The sequence below is a fragment of the Rhodococcus erythropolis NBRC 15567 genome, from assembly GCF_001552595.1.
Taxonomy (GTDB): domain Bacteria; phylum Actinomycetota; class Actinomycetes; order Mycobacteriales; family Mycobacteriaceae; genus Rhodococcus_F; species Rhodococcus_F erythropolis.
In genome coordinates this window covers 176,403-194,257 of the sequence record NZ_BCRM01000010.1, presented here as the reverse complement: position 1 = coordinate 194,257, position 17,855 = coordinate 176,403, and the positions used below count along the sequence as shown (strand labels likewise).

Annotated in this window: 19 protein-coding genes; 13 read left to right on the top strand and 6 right to left on the bottom strand. The window is 62.6% G+C overall.

Going from position 1 to position 17,855, the window contains the following annotated elements:
• Nucleotides 1-143: 143 nt before the first annotated feature.
• On the top strand, nt 144-800 hold the full coding sequence (locus RE4_RS16305; RefSeq protein WP_020908033.1) for a TetR/AcrR family transcriptional regulator C-terminal domain-containing protein: 657 nt from the start codon (nt 144-146) through the stop codon (nt 798-800).
• Here RE4_RS16305 and RE4_RS16300 read toward each other — a convergent pair.
• Both RE4_RS16300 and RE4_RS16295 read right to left on the bottom strand, forming a co-directional pair.
• Complete coding sequence (locus RE4_RS16300; RefSeq protein WP_020908034.1) at nt 786-1,106, bottom strand: AzlD domain-containing protein; 321 nt, start codon at nt 1,104-1,106, stop codon at nt 786-788. The two genes, RE4_RS16305 and RE4_RS16300, sit on opposite strands and share 15 nt — an antisense overlap.
• Nucleotides 1,103-1,756, bottom strand: coding sequence for an AzlC family ABC transporter permease (locus RE4_RS16295; RefSeq protein ID WP_201799171.1), 654 nt, complete (start codon nt 1,754-1,756; stop codon nt 1,103-1,105). The genes RE4_RS16300 and RE4_RS16295 overlap by 4 nt, the downstream gene beginning before the upstream one ends.
• Before the next feature lie 106 nt (nt 1,757-1,862).
• Between RE4_RS16295 and RE4_RS16290 the strand changes: the two genes are divergently transcribed.
• The 3 genes from RE4_RS16290 to RE4_RS16280 all read left to right on the top strand — a co-directional run bounded on the left by RE4_RS16290 (nt 1,863) and on the right by RE4_RS16280 (nt 3,354).
• Nucleotides 1,863-2,435: a helix-turn-helix domain-containing protein gene (locus RE4_RS16290; protein ID WP_020908036.1), complete on the top strand. Its 573-nt coding sequence runs from the start codon at nt 1,863-1,865 to the stop codon at nt 2,433-2,435.
• A gap of 101 nt (nt 2,436-2,536) precedes the next feature.
• Nucleotides 2,537-2,950 (top strand): VOC family protein, encoded by a 414-nt coding sequence (locus RE4_RS16285; protein ID WP_019748817.1) that lies wholly within the window; start codon nt 2,537-2,539, stop codon nt 2,948-2,950.
• Between the two features lie 29 nt (nt 2,951-2,979).
• Nucleotides 2,980-3,354, top strand: a complete 375-nt coding sequence (locus RE4_RS16280) for a VOC family protein (protein ID WP_060938926.1) — start codon at nt 2,980-2,982, stop codon at nt 3,352-3,354.
• Between the two features lie 5 nt (nt 3,355-3,359).
• Here the strand turns inward: RE4_RS16280 and RE4_RS31295 are convergent, their stop codons facing one another.
• Nucleotides 3,360-3,524 carry a hypothetical protein gene (locus tag RE4_RS31295; protein ID WP_019748819.1) on the bottom strand — a complete coding sequence of 55 codons (165 nt, stop codon included), beginning with the start codon at nt 3,522-3,524 and terminating at the stop codon, nt 3,360-3,362.
• A 288-nt stretch (nt 3,525-3,812) separates the two neighbouring features.
• On the opposite strand from RE4_RS31295, the gene RE4_RS31600 reads away from it, so the two are divergent.
• The 7 genes from RE4_RS31600 (at nt 3,813) to RE4_RS16250 (ending at nt 10,741) form a co-directional block, all read left to right on the top strand.
• On the top strand, nt 3,813-3,941 hold the full coding sequence (locus RE4_RS31600; RefSeq protein WP_021333694.1) for a hypothetical protein: 129 nt from the start codon (nt 3,813-3,815) through the stop codon (nt 3,939-3,941).
• Nucleotides 3,925-4,440, top strand: coding sequence for a tail fiber domain-containing protein (locus tag RE4_RS16275; RefSeq protein WP_127159992.1), 516 nt, complete (start codon nt 3,925-3,927; stop codon nt 4,438-4,440). Before RE4_RS31600 ends, RE4_RS16275 begins: the two co-directional genes overlap by 17 nt.
• A 10-nt stretch (nt 4,441-4,450) precedes the next feature.
• A complete protein-coding gene (locus RE4_RS16270) occupies nt 4,451-6,424 on the top strand; it encodes a helix-turn-helix domain-containing protein (protein WP_060938944.1) in 1,974 nt (657 codons plus the stop codon).
• Nucleotides 6,425-6,530: 106 nt separating this feature from the next.
• Nucleotides 6,531-7,820: a hydroxymethylglutaryl-CoA reductase, degradative gene (locus RE4_RS16265; RefSeq protein ID WP_081098377.1), complete on the top strand. Its 1,290-nt coding sequence runs from the start codon at nt 6,531-6,533 to the stop codon at nt 7,818-7,820.
• Between the two features lie 5 nt (nt 7,821-7,825).
• Nucleotides 7,826-8,794: a hydroxymethylglutaryl-CoA lyase gene (locus RE4_RS16260; protein ID WP_080910802.1), complete on the top strand. Its 969-nt coding sequence runs from the start codon at nt 7,826-7,828 to the stop codon at nt 8,792-8,794.
• Between the two features lie 61 nt (nt 8,795-8,855).
• Nucleotides 8,856-9,362, top strand: coding sequence for a hypothetical protein (locus RE4_RS16255; protein ID WP_060938925.1), 507 nt, complete (start codon nt 8,856-8,858; stop codon nt 9,360-9,362).
• Nucleotides 9,359-10,741 (top strand): tripartite tricarboxylate transporter permease, encoded by a 1,383-nt coding sequence (locus tag RE4_RS16250; RefSeq protein ID WP_060938924.1) that lies wholly within the window; start codon nt 9,359-9,361, stop codon nt 10,739-10,741. Before RE4_RS16255 ends, RE4_RS16250 begins: the two co-directional genes overlap by 4 nt.
• Before the next feature lie 59 nt (nt 10,742-10,800).
• Here RE4_RS16250 and RE4_RS16245 read toward each other — a convergent pair whose 3' ends face one another.
• The 3 genes from RE4_RS16245 to RE4_RS16235 all read right to left on the bottom strand — a co-directional run bounded on the left by RE4_RS16245 (nt 10,801) and on the right by RE4_RS16235 (nt 14,119).
• Complete coding sequence (locus tag RE4_RS16245) at nt 10,801-12,213, bottom strand: GGDEF domain-containing protein (RefSeq protein WP_238076814.1); 1,413 nt, start codon at nt 12,211-12,213, stop codon at nt 10,801-10,803.
• A gap of 80 nt (nt 12,214-12,293) precedes the next feature.
• Nucleotides 12,294-12,977, bottom strand: coding sequence for a dethiobiotin synthase (gene bioD / locus RE4_RS16240; RefSeq protein ID WP_020908046.1), 684 nt, complete (start codon nt 12,975-12,977; stop codon nt 12,294-12,296).
• The gene (locus RE4_RS16235; protein ID WP_019748828.1) at nt 12,974-14,119 is read right to left on the bottom strand and encodes an 8-amino-7-oxononanoate synthase; all 1,146 of its coding nucleotides are present in this window, start codon (nt 14,117-14,119) and stop codon (nt 12,974-12,976) included. Before RE4_RS16235 ends, bioD begins: the two co-directional genes overlap by 4 nt.
• Nucleotides 14,120-14,157: 38 nt before the next feature.
• On the opposite strand from RE4_RS16235, the gene RE4_RS16230 reads away from it, so the two are divergent.
• Both RE4_RS16230 and glgX read left to right on the top strand, forming a co-directional pair.
• Nucleotides 14,158-15,450: an adenosylmethionine--8-amino-7-oxononanoate transaminase gene (locus RE4_RS16230; protein WP_060938922.1), complete on the top strand. Its 1,293-nt coding sequence runs from the start codon at nt 14,158-14,160 to the stop codon at nt 15,448-15,450.
• Between the two features lie 57 nt (nt 15,451-15,507).
• Nucleotides 15,508-17,847: a glycogen debranching protein GlgX gene (gene glgX / locus RE4_RS16225; protein WP_060938921.1), complete on the top strand. Its 2,340-nt coding sequence runs from the start codon at nt 15,508-15,510 to the stop codon at nt 17,845-17,847.
• The last annotated feature ends 8 nt before the right edge of the window (nt 17,848-17,855 follow it).

The window sequence follows — 17,855 nt, the reverse complement described above, 5'->3', positions numbered from 1 at the left end:
CTCCTTCGAAACCAGCAAAATTGAACACCGTACAAGTTGAACGGTGTTCACGTTAGAGACGTGGTGGAATACTGTCAAAGGCGGGTCCGATCGACATCCGATCGCGAGCGGTCCACAGCGGGACGAAACGAGGGGAACAACAAGTGCAGTTGCGACGCGGCGACGTGCTGGACGGCGCCATGGCGATACTCGACGAGTTCGGACTTGCCGACCTCACGATGCGCAGGCTCGCAACGTCACTGGGTGTCCAACCCGGCGCCCTGTACTGGCACTTCCCGAACAAGCAGACCTTGCTCGGTGCGGTCGTCGACAAGATCCTCGAAGACCTCGACACTCCCGTAGACGCAGAGACATGGCAAGACGCGTATTCCGAACTGGCACACAGACTTCGGTCTGCCCTGCTGGCGCACCGCGACGGCGCCGAGTTGGTCAGTGCCACCTTCGCCTCGCGGATGACAAGCAGCAAGGTGCGCGAGCACTTCGTACACGCCGGCGAAGAATCCGGGCTATCACGCGAGCATGCCCAACTCGCGGCGTACGCCCTGCTGTACTACGTGCTCGGCCACACCGTCGACGAGCAGTCCCGAGCGCAGATGGAAGAAATGGGGGCACTTACCCGAGCACCCATTTCCCCCGACTCCCCCGAGGTGATCGGCGGCGGTTCCGACGAGGACCTCCTCGACGGCGATCCGACAGTGCGCTTCCAGTTCGGCCTGGACCTGTTCATCGACGGCATCCGCACTCGCCTGAATTCGACCACACATTCAACGCGCACCGAATCGGCTCTACGACACCCCTGACAGCCGTAGTAATGCAGTAGTGCCGGCCGCGGCAATCACCACTAGTACCAACGGCGCCTTGAACCAGGCGCAGATGCCTCCGGCCACCACACCGAGCATCCGCGCCGGCCCTGCAACGTCATGCCCGATGAAGATCGTCGATGTCGCAACCACTGCAAGCAGCAGCACCACGACAGCACGATCGAGGGTTTTCTCGGCAAAGCTCGAAAGCTTCACCCGAGAGCGGAGCAGAACGCCACTTGCCCGCAAAGCGTAAGAGCCGCAAGCGAACACGACAATACCGATCCAGACCGACGCGGTATTCATCGAACCTTCTCCCGGAACGGTATCGTCACTGCGATACTCAGCAGCGCTACGAGCGGCGCGGTACCGGGCGGCAGGAACGGCGACGTGGCCACCGCGACTGCTGCACCGATCAGGGCGGCAAGCAGTGTCACCTTTTCCTTCAGCACAGGCAAGACAGGGGCCAGAATGACAGCCGGAAACGCGGCATCCAATCCCAACGCGCCGGGGTCTCGGACGACGCTGCCGAGCAGCCCGCCCAGCAGCGCTCCGATCGGCCACGACACCGCGATCCCGATTCCACAGAACCAAAAAGCCGCACGCTTGCGCTCCACCGATTCCTGCGCCATGGCGACCGCGACGCTTTCGTCGTTGACCAGGTGCGCGCCGACCATACTGCGCCAGCCTGAATCTTTGTAGCGACCCGTGCCGAGAAATGATCCTGCCGACATCCCGTAGGCGAAGTTACGTGAGTTGATCAACAAGCCCGCCACAACAGCAGCGGTGGCACTGCCTCCGGCTGCGATGATTCCGATGAACAAGAACTCCGAAGACGCTCCCAGAACGAGTACAGCCAACGCCGAAAGCTGCCACAACGAGAATCCAGCCGATCCTGCCGTCACACCGTAGGACACACCGACGATGGCCACGGAGAGCCAGATCAGCACGCTCACCCGAACCGTGTCTCCATCAACTGTTCGCCATAAAGAACGCATGTATTCTATGTTGAACGAAGTGACACCGTTCGTCAAGTAGAACGACCGATCGGAGAATCGAACGATGACCAGTAATGAAACGGATACAGCGGAGACTCCTCAGAAACTGGTCGCCGTCGCACTCAAACGCGAACGTGCCCGAGCAGGCTTGAGCCTCTCGGAGGTGGCGCGGCGCGCCGACATCGCCAAATCCACACTCTCCCAACTCGAATCCGGCCTCGGGAACCCGAGCCTCGAAACACTGTGGGCACTCGGCAACGCGTTGGGTGTGCCGTTCTCACAACTCGTCGACTCGCAGGCACAGACCGTTCAATTGATTCGAGCCGGAGAAGGTCCCGCAATTGCTTCGGCAAACGCGTCGTACATCGCGACGCTCTTGGCGCCGAGCCCACCGAACGCACGACGCGATCTGTATCGGATAGTCGCCGAACCGGGCGAGCCGCGTATTTCGACTCCGCATGCGCGCGGCACCACCGAACACGTTGTGATCGGCACCGGGCGAGCGGAGGTCGGGCCCACTGCAGATCCGATCGAGCTCGGACCGGGCGACTATCTCGCTTATCCCGGCGACGAGGAGCACATCTTTCGGGCGCTCGAACCAGGGACGACGGCGATCATGGTGTCGGAACACATCTGAGCCGCGATGAGTTTCGCCGCTGCGGGAAGTCTGTATCTGGGAGGTGATGCGGCCAGAGCCGCGATTGCCGACGACAGTAACGACCGACAGCAGGAGGACCCATGTCCGGATCCAGCATCAGCAGCATTTTGCTCTCGAGCACCAACCCCGAACGCTTGCGCGACTGGTACGCCGAGGCGTTCGCCCCGAAGGTCGACCGGACTCCCGGTGACCCTGGCTACGACGTCCTCGACTTCAACGGTTTCTACGTAATGCTCGACAGACGCGACGACGTCGGTGAGACCAACCCCCAACCGGGTCGCATGTTCCTCAACGTCGAGACCGACGACGCCCGGTCGATCGCACAGCGCATCGACGCACTCGGCGGAAACTGGCACGCTCCGCTCGAAGTCCGCGGGGGCAGTTTGTTCGCCACCGCGATCGACCCCGACGGAAACTACGTTCAGATCATCGAGTTCAGCGAGGAAGCCAGGGCCGACATGGAATCCGGAATGACGGATTCCCAACCCACCTAGTCCGACAACAGCTAGGAACGGAGACAGTCATGCTTGCGGACACCAAAGCATTCAGCGGATTTTCGGTGACAGACATCGATGCTGCAAAGAAGTTCTACGGCGAAATACTCGGACTGAAAGTGACCGATGAAGACATGGGGCTGATTCGGCTACATCTTGCCGGCGGAACCGAAATCCTCGTCTATCCCAAACCGAATCACGAAGCGGCGACGTACACGATTCTCAACTTCGTCGTCGACGACATCGACACAACCGTCGATCAACTGACCGCACGTGGCGTGGAGTTTGTGAAATACGACGGATTCCCCCAGGATGCGCGAGGCATCATGCGTGGCAACGGCCCCGACATCGCGTGGTTCACCGATCCAGCCGGCAATGTTCTGTCGGTAATCAAGGAGTCCTGACGCGCTTAACCGCTGAACAGCTGTGACTGCCGCTGTTCAGCGGTGTCGGTGTTCGAGCGTTCTGCTGCCGCAGTTTCACGCTCGGCCGCCAGTTGCTCGGCGCTTTTTGCGTCGACAACGGGCTCCGACGCGCTGAGGTCGGAAAACAAGCCATTGCTCGATTCGTTCACATGCCACCCTTTTGCCTGGTCATCGTTGCCGCGCGCAGATAAACCTGCGTTAGAGATCGGTCGATGGCTACTTGATTACTGCCGCCCGTACGGCGCCGACAAGGCGCCGATGACCCAGCAGTTCTTGACCCAGTGTTGCACGCCTGTGTTTTCCACGAGAAATTCGGTCCAGACGGGTTGTCATCGCCCGCACGGCGGAGCAATGTGAAAGATGAGCGCGGAGCAGGTCGGCAGCACTTTCGTCGGACACCTGGCCCCTCAATTCACCGCACAATTTTTGGAGGAATCATGTTGGGAATTGCTTTGGGCCTCGGCAGCGCTGCTGTCGGAATCGGCCTCGGACTACTGGGCGCGGGAGCGGGAATTCTGCTGAGCGACAAGACCGTCAAAACTGCGCGACGTGACCTCACCGCCTGACGAGGGCGAGCGCACTGAATATTTGGGCACTCGGGTCAGCACTCGGGTCAACGCGGCGATGCGCCACCCCGCGCAGTGGGTGCTCTCGCACGCCACACGTCGCCGCGGCGTGGACACAGACGCAGCCGTTCCCACCAGCGCCCAGGACGTGCTCGACCGGTTGACGGCTCTCCGAATCAGCACGTGGAGTTACGGTTTCGACCACAAGTCGATCCGTCATCTCGGACCGATGGCACAGGATTTTGCCGCAGTCTTCGGCCTGGGATCCAACACCCGTCGGATCTCGGCCGTCGATGCAAACGGCGTCTGCATGGCGAGCATCCAAGCATTGAACCGCAAAGTTCTCGCCCTCGAGACAAAGGTCAGCGCGCTCGAGAAGGACATGGACAGACTGCACGAAGAACTGGGAGGCACGGGCACGGATCGAAATGCATTAGAAGCCAACAACAGTCACACACCCCCGCCGCTCGACGAGTTCGGTAGGTCCGCAGGTCTGTAGTTTGTTCGGTGTGACCGCCCCTGATTCAGACTCCGACTCAGAACCCAACGAGATTGCCGCGCTGTTCGACGTGACGTCCGACTCCGTCGGTGACGAACATGTCGAACAGGTACTTTCCGAATTCGGCCTCGGCGCAACGGAGATCACGCAGACCGCGGCCCGCATCCGGGCCAGTCGGTCGGAATTTCGCCGACTGCGCCGTCGCGAGAACGAATTGGCGGTCCTCTACTCGAGTGCGCGTGAACTCGCGCAAGTTCGCGACGTGGACACTCTGCTCCAGCGACTCGTCAACCGAGCACACGACATCATGGGCACCGACGTCACGTACCTCTCCGAGTTCGATGTGGTCACCAGAGATCTGAATGTTCGAAAGACAGCAGGCGCCGTCTCGCCGGAACTACAGCATCTACAGGTTCCCGCCGGCGCGGGACTGGTCAGTGCGATTGCCGAATCTCGAGCAGCCCAATGGGTTCAGAACTACAGCGACTACACGCATTCGCGTCACGACGAGGTGGTCGACGCCGCGATAGTCGCCGAAGGTCTGGTGGCGATTCTCGGCGTGCCGATGCTCTCGGACGGCCAGATCCTCGGAGTCCTGTTTGCCGCCGACCGCCGGGAACGACGATTTACTGCCGATCAGATAGCCCTGCTCTCGGCGCTGGCGGATCATGCCTCGGTGGTCCTGCAAACAGCGCGGGCACTCGACCGCGCCGAGGAATCCGCCGCCGAGACCGGGCGAGCACTCGACGAACTGCGGGAGCACGTGTCCGCGCGCGACAAGTCGAACATCGTCCACCAGGATCTGATCCACGCCGTTCTCCGTGGCGGCGGATACGCCCAGGTTGCACGAACCCTCAGCAGCGCACTCGAGCGCGGCACCGTCGTGGTCGACAGTGAGCTACGCCCTCTGGTCAAATCCTCGGGCGAGCAGATCACGACGGTGCCGTTGTCTCTACCTCGCGCCGTGTCCGAGGCCATCGACCAGAGTCGCCGAAGCGGCCGATGCACGTTTGTCGCCGATGACAGTGAAACCGTGATCCAACTCGTCAGCGCCATCACCGCCGGCGAATCATTCCTCGGGGCCATCTTGCTGAATCGTTCGGACGCGCCGATCGGACCTGTCGAACTCAGGACCGTGGAACGGGCCGCTCAGGTTACTGCGATCCTCGTGTTGCAACACACGGCGGCGGCAGCAGCGGATCGGCGCGCACGTGACGAACTGGTCGCCGATCTGTTGAGCACTGCGCCCGAGCGCAGGCGCGATCTCGAACGTCGGACCCGCAACCTCGGCATCTCCCTCGGCGAACTCGATACCGTCCTCGTGGTGTCGGTTGCTCCGGAACTCCGCACCGCTGCGCTCCGCGCAATCGGGCAGAGTTTGCCGGTCGGGGCTTTGGCGTCGCAGCACGCCGGATTGATCGCGGTGGTCTCGCGCTCGGGGAACCCGGCAGCCGCGGCAACCGTCGTTCACCGCCAGATCACCGGTTCGGTGGGACCTCACGCCGTGGTGATTGCGCCGGCAACGGCGGAGCGTCCCGAAGACCTCCCGGCGCGCTTCACCTCTGCCCTGCGTACTGCTCGCCTGCTCTCGGCGTTGGGCAAGACCGACGGCGCGGTCACGACGGCGTCGTATCTGCCGTACACCGTTCTGTTCGGCGAAAATCCGGAATCACTTCATCAGTTCATCGACGACGTGATCGGCCCGGTACTCGCCTACGACCGCGACAAGGACACCGATCTCACTGCGACCCTGCGCGCCCTCGTGCGCAACGAAGGAAGCCCGACCAAGGCTGCCCGCGCCCTCAACTATCACCCGAACACCGTCATTCAGCGTCTCGAGCGCATCCGCACGCTCCTCGGTCACTCGTGGCGTGAAGACGAGAACTTCTTTCGGGTGTCCATGGCGACGAGGCTCGACGAGCTTCGGCAAGTGGGCGCCGAAGAGGCCGGGGGTGAGACCGTCGACAAAGACGGTGGTGCATGACACTACAATTTCGACCGATCGATGTGCCCTGAGCACGTGGCCTGGCAGCCATCACCCTCCCTACTGTGAAGCGGAGCACAGAATCACTTCAGGAGGACCATCCCCCGTGTCAATCAACAGCCGGTCTATCAATAGCCGTATCGCCAATTTCCGGTCCTACGATGTCGCCGCACGGCGCGCCGAGATCGTCCGCCAGACGGACCTGACCGAAGCAGACATCGCGGTCTACGACGCTGCCGACGGTCTCACCATCGATCAGGCCGATCGCATGGTCGAGAACGTAGTCGGTGTCATCGGCATCCCGGTCGGCGTCGCCACCAACTTCACGATCAACGGCACGGACTACCTGATCCCTCTCGCCACCGAGGAGCCGTCGGTAGTCGCAGCCGCGAGTAACGCTGCCCGCATCGCACGCGGACTCGGCGGCTTTCACGTCTCGAGCACCCCGCCGATCATGCAGGCCCAGATACAACTCGTCGACGTCGTGGATCCGGCGGCCGCCCGAATCCGACTCCTCGAGGCTCGCGAGGAAATCATTGCACTCGCCAACGAGCAGGACCCGAAGTTGGTCAGCGTCGGCGGTGGTGTGAAGGACATTTCGGTTCGCATCGTTCCTTCGGACAAGGCCACCTACGTGGTCCTCCATCTTCATGTCGACGTACGAGATGCCATGGGCGCCAACGCCGTCAACACGATGGCCGAGGCAATCGCGGATCGAGTCGCCGAGATCGGCGGCGGACACGTCGTCCTGCGCATTCTCACCAACAAGGCCGATCTGCGGCTGTCGCGCGTGCGCGCCGTGTTCGACGCCGAATTGATCGGCGGCGCAGAGGTTGTGGACAACCTGATCCATGCCGCGCGCTTGGCGGAGCTGGATCCCTACCGCGCCGCGACGCACAACAAGGGCATCATGAACGGCATCAGCGCCGTAGTGCTGGCTACCGGAAATGACACGCGCGCAGTCGAAGCCGGATGCCACTCCCATGCAGTCAACGCCGACGGAATCTACTCCTCGCTCTCGCATTTCGAGAAGAATGCCGACGGAAACATCGTCGGCACCCTCGAGCTGCCCATGCCGGTCGGCCTCGTCGGCGGGGCCACCAAAGTGCACCCCGTAGCGCAGGCCGCAATCAAGATGCTCGGCGTCGAGAGCGCCGAGGAACTCGCCGGCATCATCCTGGCAGTCGGTCTGGCGCAGAACCTGGCCGCTGTCCGCGTTCTGGCCAGTGAAGGTGTCCAACGCGGACACATGGGACTGCACGCCCGCAACATCGCTGCCACCGCCGGAGCGCAGAAGAGCGAGATCGACGCCGTGGTCGCACGCCTGATCGCGGACAAGAGCATTCGCGTCGAACATGCCGAGAAGGTTCTCACCGAGATCCGCGGCGGAAACTGACGACAATGACCGAAACAGTTGCAGGATCACCAGTGTGGAAGCCGGCGCCTCATCGAGTGCCGGCGCCGGGACTACCGACCTCGGTCCGGATCTACGAAGTCGGGCCACGCGACGGACTTCAAGCAGAGACGGCGGTGATCCCGACCGAGACGAAAGCCCAGTTCATCGAACGCCTCGTCGCGGCCGGTTCCCGCACTGTCGAATTGACGAGCTTCGTCTCACCTCGATGGATCCCGCAACTCGCGGACGCGGAAGAATTGATGGATCGGCTGCACCTGCCGGACTCGGTACGTACGGTCGTTCTTGTCCCGAACCGCAAGGGTCTCGAGCGGGCCGTTGCCGCCGGAGCGCGCGAAGTTGCAGTATTCGTCAGCGCTACAGAGGAATTCGCTAAACGAAACCTCAACTCGACGGTAGACGGCGCTATAGCCGCGGCCACCGAGGTCACTGCCGCCGCAAGAGCTCTGGGACTTCCCGTCCGCGGCTACATCTCGATGTGCTTCGGCGACCCTTGGGAAGGCACTGTGCCCGTCGAACGTGTCGCCGACATCGCGAAGACCCTGGTCGACAGCGGTGTCACGTCACTCTCACTCGGCGACACCATCGGCGTCGGCACACCTGGCCATGTGCTCGCCTTACTCGACGCCCTCCGAGAACGTGGCATCCCCACATCGCAGATCGCCATGCACTTTCACGACACCTACGGCCAGGCGCTGTCGAACGTCTATGCGTCGTTGACCGCTGGAGTATCCGAATTCGACAGTTCCGCAGGTGGTCTCGGACGGTGCCCGTACGCCAAGGGCGCGACCGGGAATCTCGCCACCGAGGATCTGGTGTGGATGCTCCACGGCCTCGGGATCGACACCGGCATCGACCTGGATTCCCTTACCGACACAAGTAGTTGGATGGCCGAACAGATCGGACACTCGAGTCCGTCCCGAGTCGTCACCGCCCTCCGCGCAGCACGTACCTGACACTCGCAAGCAAGCCCCTCCCTGTACGACCCCCTGCCATGCATGACACTGGAGAAGACTGATGTCACCACCGCAGTCGGCAACGACGCCGACCACCACAACCGCGCCGACCGATCAGCAGACATACCTCGAAGTCTGGGGCGACACTGTCAACGGTCGACACCTCGCGATCTCCGTCGCAGTCGGCAGTGTCGTGGGCGCCTCGGCTCTGCTTGCGGCCCAGTCTCTGTTCGAACGGGTCGTCAACGAACCGTCGTTGGCCCAGGCGTACAGCCTGCTGGTCGGTATCGCTGCCTGCCTGCTCGCCGGCGTCGTCTGCGGAATCTTCATCAAGCCGAAGCGGATAGTCGCCTTGGCCGCCGCCGACGCGGAGTCGATCGACGGTGTCATCACGACGATGAGTGAGCAGCGTCAGGGTCTGGGCACTCTCGCCGACATTCCGGAGCAGAGCCGACAGGAACTTCGCGAACTAGGTCTGTACGACCACTTCGCCGCTGCCGAGGCCGAGCACGCACAGGCCTCGAAGACATCGCCCTCGAACCCGCCGAAGGGGGGTGGGCGCGCATGAGTTCGGTTCTGACCAACGAAATTCTCATCGCCGTTCTCTTCGGCATCATCGGTGCTGTCGCGTTCACGTTCATCGGATTGATCTCCGGCACAGACGAGACCGCCACCATCGCACCGCTGACTCTGCTCGTGATTCTGCTCGGCGCTCCCCCGGCGGCAGTCTTCACGTTCTTCCTCTCCGGTGCGATCGCCAAACACATGACGCATGCGGTGCCGACGATGCTGCTGGGCATTCCCGGCGACACGATGGCGATTCCGCTCTTGCCGGAAGCGCAGATGATGCGCTCACTCGGCATCCCGCACATCGCACTCCGCAAGGCGATCTCGGGAGCAGTGATCTCGGCGTTCGTCGCCGTGCCGGTTGCCGTTCTGTTCGCGACCATCCTCGCGCCGTTCGCCGACACCGTTCAGTCGATCGCACCGTGGCTGTTCCTGGTCGCCGCCATCGGCATCGCCTACGCCTCACCAGGCCGCTGGGCCGGGGTGGTCGCCCTCGTTCCGTTTGTCATCTTGATCCTCGGTGCCCGCGCGTTGACGTCGAATTACGATGTGTCGCTGAACATCAGCTACTTCCTGGCCATTGCGGTCGGGCCGCTGATCGCCGACCTCGCGCTGACCCTGGGGCCGTCGAGCCGCAAGGACATGGAACGCAGCGAACCCAAGACCGTCGCACTGGCCCCGGACATCAAAGGATGGAAGGGATACTTCCCCAATCCTCTGAAGGTCCTCGATCGCAAGCAGATCGGTTACACCGCAGCCGCTTCCACGGTGTCGAGCGCAACATTCGTTTTCAGCCCTGTCGCCATGACAGTTCTGATGGGTGAGCTGGTAGGTGCGCGGATCAAGAACGGCTATCACCGACTGACCACCATGGTCTCGGCAAAGAACGGTACGACGGAATCCACCTACATCGCGGAAACCCTCATCCCTCTCGTGGCCTTCGGCCTTCCGCTCAGCCCGCTGGCAGCAGGTCCCGCGGCCCCACTGTTCAACGCTCCGCCGGTCTTCGAGACCAATCAGGAAACCGGAGTGATCAACAATCTCTCCACGTACCTGACGCAGTGGGAGTTCCTGCTCTACGGACTGCTCGCAGTGGTCACGGCAACGGTCATCGCGTACCCGTTTGCCATGAACTACGCGTACCGCGCTGCGTCAGCGGTGGTCAAGCACATCAGTCACGAAGCTGTGATCGCGGTGTTCACGGGACTGGTTGTGGTCATCAGCATCTGGGAGGGCGGCATCCTCGGGCTTCTGATCACCGTGACGGTCGGCCTGGTCGGTGGCCTTCTCGGGCGCCTGTTCAAGATTCACGGCGGTGTTCTGTTCATGGGTTACTACGTGGCGCTGTTCAGTATTCCTGCCCTGATCAATCTGTTCTGATTCGCTGGATTCCACCAACACGTGCGGACCCGCAAGAATGCGGGTCCGCACGTGTTTCTTCAGCTACCGACCGTGAGCGCCACGGTTCGATTCCGGTCCAGCTTCTTCGCTCGGTACAACGCCTCGTCGGCGCAATCGACCAATTGCGTCAGGTCTGCGTCGCCGTGGGGTGAACATGCGACGCCGATGCTGACCGTCGGCCCGAGTTCACCCAACACCGCCGACGAATTCTCCGCTTGTGCGCGTCGAATCATCTCGGCCGTTTCGGTCGCACCCTCGAGATCGACGCCGGCCATCAGTACGACGAACTCCTCACCGCCCAACCGGGCGAAGAGATGCTTGTCATCGAGGTTCCGCCGCACCTGATCGGCAAAACTCACCAACGCGGTATCGCCGGCGCGATGACCGAGGTTGTCGTTCACCATCTTGAAGTGATCCAGATCCATCATCAGAACGCTCACCGGACGACCAGAGTGGCGACGCGGATCGGGCGCACCCGTCACGCTGCCGCCTCGCCGCAAGAACTCGTCCCGGCGCAACGCACCGGTGAGATCGTCGTGGGTGACGGCCTGTGTGAGTGCCTCGAGCGCGCGGCGGCGCTCGAGGATCACACACGCCACCGCGATCGGCGCTACCGCCAGCAACGACAATCCGATCTGGACGGACGCACTGACGGGCGAGACGCCTTCGCTGGACAATCCGAGATGCCCGTCGGCCGTCAGTACCAACGTCCAGGCAGTTGATGCGGCGGTGAGCACCGACGTGACAAAGACATTGGTGAGCAAAGCGGCAGTCACCAGCGCCGGCATGGCAAACGCGATCGCTCCGGCGCCGCCGATCACCCACTCCAAGATGATGCAGATGGCCAGCAGCGCTGTCGGAACAACTGATCGACGCAGAAGTGTGGCAACAGCTTTCGGGTCTCGATCCACCCGCCGAAGCGAAGGGAAACTCAGCACCAACGGGACGATGGTCATGTAGTTGACGAACTCACTCGAGAACCAGAGCAACCAGCCGTCCCACCACTGCCCGCCGAACAGCACGCGGTTCGCGATTCCGCCCACGAGCGCCGCCATCGACGCGGCCACGACAGTCATCGACACGAGATAGCCGACGGACTGAATACTGGTCAGTCGACGATCGTCGCCGCCCACCCAGCGGAAGGCGTAAAAGCCACTCGCAACACCGACGATGTTGGCCGCGTTGAGCCACACCGTGGACTCCCACGCCCCGCCCGTGATGAGGTCGGCTCCAACGTAGCCGGCTGCAGCGCAGATCCAGGTGAGCGGTGTGGCCGAGCGCGGCGATCGAAAGAGAATCCCGAGAAGCAGCGCATTGGCCGGCCAGAAGACAGCAAGCGTGCCCGGTAGGCGGCTCAGAATTCCGACCAGGCACGAGGCGAAGACGACTACGCCGATAAGCAGTGTGCGACGTACGGCCGATGACGACAACGACTTTTCGACCGTGCTCACCACCTACATTCGGCTGACCTACTCACAATTCGCCCTACTGTGCCTTGGCTATCGATGCAGACAAATCGGATGTTACGGCGTCAGATGGCCAAAGGAGATTTACCGAGCGCGCCCCAAGCGGTCTGAGCAAACTCTTGGACACTCTCGCTGCCACTTCCCGCAGGCATCAACCCGAGAAGGGGAACACCACTGACCGAGACAAGATCCTCGCGATTGCATCTCTCGGCGAGGTCCGGTTCCTGCGGCCACGAACCGATCACCAACCCGGCGCATTCCACACCGGATGCACCCAGCGCTTCCACGGTCAGAGCGGTGTGATTGAGCGTGCCCAGGCCGGACGCAACCACCAGCACTACCGGTGCTGCCAGAGCTGCGGCGAGATCGCGCGCGGTGAACCCGTCCACCCCCAACCGAACCAACAAGCCGCCGGCACCTTCGATCAGGGTCAAGTCGTGGGTGGTGTCCAGGTCGCGAGCGACTCGGACTACGTCGTCGAGCGCCAACAACGGGAGACCACTTCGACGGGCAGCAGTATCCGGCGCCAAAGGTTCGGGATACCGCGCCAACTCGACCAGCGTCACGCCGCCACCGGTCAGACGCTCGATCTCGGCCAGATCACCCGCACCGTCCACGTCGACGCCGGTCTGGGCCGGTTTGAGCACTGCAACCGACTTGCCCGACTGCAAGGCCACCGATGCCAATGCGGCTGTCACCACTGTTTTTCCGACGTCGGTCGACGTTCCGGTCACCAGGAAAATGCTCATGCTCGGGCACCGGCCAAGACGTCGCGCAGTACGAGAGCGATCTGCTCCATCTCGGATGCGGACAGCGTCGCTCGTGCGGTCAGACGCAGCCGTGACGTTCCTTCCGGAACCGACGGCGGGCGGAAGCAACCGACATGCAACCCCTGATCCCGGCACGCCGACGCGGCATCGAACGCCCGTTGCGGATCGCCGAGAACGACCGAGACGACAGCAGATTCAGGCGACGGTGCACCGGTGACGTCGGCGAGTTCGGATGCCCGGGCCAGGACGTCGAGCGCTCGCGTCGGCTCGCGCTGGAGTACGGCGAGTGCAGCTCTGGCCGCCCCGACAGCGGCGGGAGCGAGACCGGTGTCGAAGATGAACGTTCTTGCCGCGTCGATGAGATGCGCGCGAATCTTGTTGTCGCCGAGTACAACTCCGCCCTGGCTGGCGAGCGACTTGGACAGCGTTGCCGTCACGACGACGTCAGGTTCACCCGCCAGGCCCGACTCGTGGACGAGTCCACGTCCACCGGCACCGCGCACACCGATGCCATGCGCCTCGTCGACCAGCAGGATCGCCCCGTACTCGCGGCACACCTGATGCATCTCCCGCAGCGGCGCGAGGTCTCCGTCGGCGCTGAAGACCGAATCCGTGACGACCAGCGCTCGCTCTTCCACTCTGCTGCGCAACGTGTCGGCGAGAAAGCTCACGTCCGAATGCGGAGCTACCGCAACCCGGGCACGTGACAGGCGGCAGGCATCCACGAGTGAGGCATGCGATCCCGCATCGGAGACGATCAACGATCCGGGACCCGAGAGCGCCGTCACCGCGCCGAGATTGGCTGTGTAGCCGGAAGAGAAGACCAGTCCGGAGTCCGCCCCGACGAACTCGGCCAGTTCGACTTCGAGCAGTTCGTGTTCGGTGGTGGTGCCGGTGACCAGACGCGAACCCGTGGCGCCCGCGCCCCAACGGCGCAGAGCCGCCGTTGCACCCTCGATCACGTCGGGGTGCCGCACGAGTCCGAGGTAATCGTTCGACGCCAGGTCGATCAACGGGGAGTCGACCGTGCGAGGACGGAGTTCGCGGCGCAGTCCAGCGGCCCTACGGTCCGCTTCGACGGCAGTGAGCCAATTCAGCGAGGTGTTCACTTTTCCGACCATACTTGAACACCGTTCAACTCAATGGTTAGGGTGCATCCGTGCTCACAACCGGACTTGATCCCCATGACGTCTCCGCCATCGATGCCGATGTCCTCTGGCATCCGTACGGATCATTTCCCGCGTCGACTCGTCCGCTGATCGTCGACTCTGCCCAGGGGGCTACCCTCACGCTCTCCGACGGCCGCCGATTGGTCGACGGTATGAGCTCGTGGTGGGCCGCCATTCACGGATACCGCAATCCCGTGCTCGACACTGCTGCTGCACGGCAGCTGGGCAAGATGAGTCATGTCATGTTCGGCGGACTGACGCACGAACCCGCCGCTCGCCTCGGGCGACTACTCGTCGACATCACACCACCTCACCTCGACAAAGTGTTCCTCTCCGACTCCGGTTCGGTGGCCGTCGAAGTAGCAGTCAAGATGTGCCTGCAGTACTGGCGGAGCCTCGGAAAACCGTCGAAAAATCGTTTGATGACCTGGCGCGGCGGATATCACGGCGACACATTCACCCCCATGAGCGTCTGCGACCCCGACGGCGGCATGCACTCTCTCTGGACCGACGTCCTTCGCCCTCAGGTCTTCGCGCAGACTCCCCCGGCGGACTATCTCCCCGAATACGTGCAGGAGTTGGAAACGCTGCTGGCCGAGCATCACGAGAACCTCGCCGCGGTGATCGTCGAACCGGTAGTCCAAGGCGCCGGCGGAATGCGTTTTCACGACCCGGCATACCTGATCGACCTCCGTAACCTCTGCGACAAATACCAAGTCCTCCTGGTCTTCGACGAGATCGCGACCGGATTCGGACGCACCGGTGAACTGTTCGCCGCCGATCATGCCGGCGTCAGTCCCGACGTCATGTGCGTCGGCAAGGCACTGACCGGCGGGTACATGAGTCTGGCGGCAACGCTGTGCACCACGGAGATCGCAGAGACCATCACTGCCGGCGAGGGCGGCGGACTGATGCACGGCCCCACCTTCATGGGCAATCCACTCGCGTGCGCTGTCGCGGTCGCGTCGACCGAACTTCTGCTCGCAATGGACTGGCGGCGTGACGTCGCAACCCTCGAACGTGGCCTCACTCGAGGCCTCGCCGAAGCCGTCACAATTCCCGGGGTGGTGGATGTTCGAGTCAAAGGCGGAATCGGGGTGATCGAACTCGAGCAGCCGGTCGAGATGCAGAGCGCCACCGATGCGGCCGTCGACGCCGGGGTCTGGCTTCGACCGTTCCGCAACCTGGTGTACGCGATGCCTCCGTACCTGTGTTCGGACGCGGAGGTGGAACAGATCACAGCCGGAATGCTTGCAACCGCCCGCAGCCAGGCGAAACGGTGATCAGCGGCGTAGACAGTCGACAAGATTCGATCGGCTGCACCCGATAGGGTCTGATTCATGGATCAACCGCCGAGCGCGCCCTCAGCCACTCCCATCCCGGTATGGCCTGGCAGTGCGTACCCACTCGGTGCCACCTACGACGGCGCGGGGACCAATTTCTCGCTCTTCTCCGAGGTCGCCGAAGCCGTCGAACTGTGCCTGATCGCCAAGGACGGCACCGAAACCCGCATTCGGATGGACGAGGTCGACGGTTACGTCTGGCATGCGTACCTTCCGTCCGTGTCCCCCGGCCAGCGATACGGCTACCGCGTGCACGGGCCGTACGATCCGGCTGCAGGTCTGCGCTGCGATCCGAGCAAACTCCTGCTGGACCCGTACGGAAAAGCGTTCGACGGAGACTTCGACGGAGACCGTTCACTGTTCTCGTACGATGTCGAGTCGGCGGCGGACCCCGAACCTGCTGGAGACGACGAAAATCCTGCCGTGGAGCCGGAAGAAGCCACCGACGAAACGAGTTCGGAAGCCGAATCGGGCGAGGTGGGCCTCGAAGACGAGTCACCCACGGACGATCAGGAATCGGACGAGAGCCTCGACCCAGAACCCTTCGATCCCGAACCGCTCGTCGACGAACCCGCTACCATCCCTTTCCCCCAGCATGATTCGCTCGGTCACACGATGTCGACCGTCGTCATCAATCCGTTCTTCGACTGGGCATCCGACCGCTCGCCGAAGCGTCCGTACCACGAGACGGTCATCTACGAAGCGCACGTCAAGGGTATGACCGCGACGCACCCCGGAGTTCCGGAGGAATTGCGCGGCACTTACGCCGGACTCGCGCATCCGGTGATCATCGAGCACCTCACCAATCTGGGTGTCACGGCGATCGAACTGATGCCGGTCCATCAGTTCATGCACGACCAGGTGCTGCTCGATCAGGGACTGCGAAACTACTGGGGCTACAACACCTTCGGCTTTCTTGCTCCACATACCGACTACTCCTCGGCCGCCAAACCCGATGCGGCCGTGGCGGAATTCAAGGCAATGGTGCGCAGTTTCCACCAGGCGGGTATCGAGGTGATCCTCGACGTGGTCTACAACCACACTGCCGAGGGCAACCACATGGGGCCGACCATCAGCTTCCGCGGAATCGACAACGCCGCCTACTACCGACTGGTCGACGGCGACGAAGCGCACTACATGGACTACACCGGAACGGGCAACAGCCTCAATGCCCGTCATCCGCACACCCTGCAATTGATCATGGACTCGCTGCGGTACTGGGTCACCGAAATGCATGTCGACGGTTTCCGCTTCGACCTGGCCTCCACACTCGCCCGTGAACTGCACGACGTGGACCGCCTTTCCGCCTTCTTCGATCTGGTGCAACAGGATCCGATCGTCAGTCAGGTGAAACTGATCGCCGAACCGTGGGACGTCGGCGAAGGCGGTTACCAGGTCGGCAACTTCCCAGGCCTGTGGACCGAATGGAACGGTAAGTACCGCGATACCGTCCGCGACTACTGGCGTGGTGAGCCGGCAACGCTGGGCGAGTTCGCTTCCCGCCTCACCGGATCCTCTGATCTCTACGAGGCGACCGGACGTCGCCCCGGCGCGAGCATCAATTTTGTCATCGCCCACGACGGTTTCACCCTGCACGACCTCGTCTCGTACAACGAGAAGCACAACGAAGCCAACGGCGAGAACAACAACGACGGCGAATCGCACAACCGATCCTGGAACTGCGGCGTCGAAGGCCCCACAGACGACCCGGAAATCCTCGAACTGCGTGGACGTCAGAGCCGAAACATCCTGGCTACGCTGATGCTCAGCCAGGGCACCCCGATGCTTGCTCACGGCGACGAGATGGGCCGAACTCAGCAGGGTAACAACAACGTTTACTGCCAGGATTCGGAACTGTCATGGATGGATTGGACTCTCGCGGAAACCAATGCGGACCTCGTCGAGTTCACCAAGCGCGCAATTGCCTTGCGCGCCAAGAACCCGGTCTTCCGGCGTCGTCGATTCTTCGAGGGCCGACCCATTCGAAGTGGCGATCAGGGCCGAGACATCGCCTGGCTCACGCCGTCGGGCGAGGAGATGACTCCGGCCGACTGGGACAGCGGTTTCGGTAAGTCGTTGGCCGTCTTTCTCAACGGCGACGCGATCCCGGAACCGAACTACCGCGGCGAGCGTGTCACGGGAGATTCGTTCCTCCTGTGTTTCAACGCTCACTACGAAGACCTCGAATTCTCCACCCCCAACGCGGACTACGCGTCGGAGTGGACCGTCGTACTCGACACCTCGGTCCCCACTGGTGAGAGCGATACCGTGATCAAGGCCGGAACAACATTGGATGTAAAAGCGCGAGCATTGACGGTACTTCGCAGAACCGCCTGAGGGAGACG

Excerpts from the sequence above, each read along its gene's own strand:
- RE4_RS16300 (WP_020908034.1), bottom strand. The coding sequence starts at position 1,106 with ATGAATACCGCGTCGGTCTGGATCGGTATTGTCGTGTTCGCTTGCGGC.
- RE4_RS16290 (WP_020908036.1), top strand. The coding sequence starts at position 1,863 with ATGACCAGTAATGAAACGGATACAGCGGAGACTCCTCAGAAACTGGTC.
- RE4_RS16285 (WP_019748817.1), top strand. The coding sequence starts at position 2,537 with ATGTCCGGATCCAGCATCAGCAGCATTTTGCTCTCGAGCACCAACCCC.
- RE4_RS16280 (WP_060938926.1), top strand. The coding sequence starts at position 2,980 with ATGCTTGCGGACACCAAAGCATTCAGCGGATTTTCGGTGACAGACATC.
- RE4_RS31600 (WP_021333694.1), top strand. The coding sequence starts at position 3,813 with ATGTTGGGAATTGCTTTGGGCCTCGGCAGCGCTGCTGTCGGAATCGGC.
- RE4_RS16260 (WP_080910802.1), top strand. The coding sequence starts at position 7,826 with ATGACCGAAACAGTTGCAGGATCACCAGTGTGGAAGCCGGCGCCTCAT.
- RE4_RS16255 (WP_060938925.1), top strand. The coding sequence starts at position 8,856 with ATGTCACCACCGCAGTCGGCAACGACGCCGACCACCACAACCGCGCCG.
- RE4_RS16250 (WP_060938924.1), top strand. The coding sequence starts at position 9,359 with ATGAGTTCGGTTCTGACCAACGAAATTCTCATCGCCGTTCTCTTCGGC.
- bioD (WP_020908046.1), bottom strand. The coding sequence starts at position 12,977 with ATGAGCATTTTCCTGGTGACCGGAACGTCGACCGACGTCGGAAAAACA.
- RE4_RS16235 (WP_019748828.1), bottom strand. The coding sequence starts at position 14,119 with ATGGTCGGAAAAGTGAACACCTCGCTGAATTGGCTCACTGCCGTCGAA.
- glgX (WP_060938921.1), top strand. The coding sequence starts at position 15,508 with ATGGATCAACCGCCGAGCGCGCCCTCAGCCACTCCCATCCCGGTATGG.